The organism is Variovorax sp. KBW07, from assembly GCF_003852515.1.
Taxonomy (GTDB): domain Bacteria; phylum Pseudomonadota; class Gammaproteobacteria; order Burkholderiales; family Burkholderiaceae_C; genus Variovorax.
In genome coordinates, this window is the sequence record NZ_QAJK01000261.1 from 1 (window position 1) to 308 (window position 308).

Sequence of the window (308 nt, forward strand, 5' to 3'; positions counted from 1 at the left end):
GCCAGCGATGCCGGCGCGGGCAGTTTGGCTTCGGCCGCGCGCACCGCCATCGGCGCGACGCTCAGCGCGGCGAGGCCCGCGACGAGCCGGCGGCGCGCGATGCACTCGCCATTCATCGCGCCTCCTGCTCCATCAGCAGGTAGGTGTTGTAGGCGTTCATGCGATTGGCCGCCTTGAACAGCGGCAGCGACTCGAAGCGCGACCAGTCGGTGGCCGCGTAGGCCTCGTCGAACGGCGTCATGTCGGTGGCGGCCTTCTTCATCGCGGCACGAAGAAACACGAGGTAGTCGCGCGTCTGCTGCAGGTCT

1 pseudogene is annotated in these 308 nt (G+C 68.8%); it reads right to left on the reverse strand.

The features are described 5' to 3' along the window. Positions 1–112: 112 nt before the first annotated feature. Positions 113–308, reverse strand: a pseudogene (locus DBV14_RS33025) (MBL fold metallo-hydrolase); the annotation flags it as partial.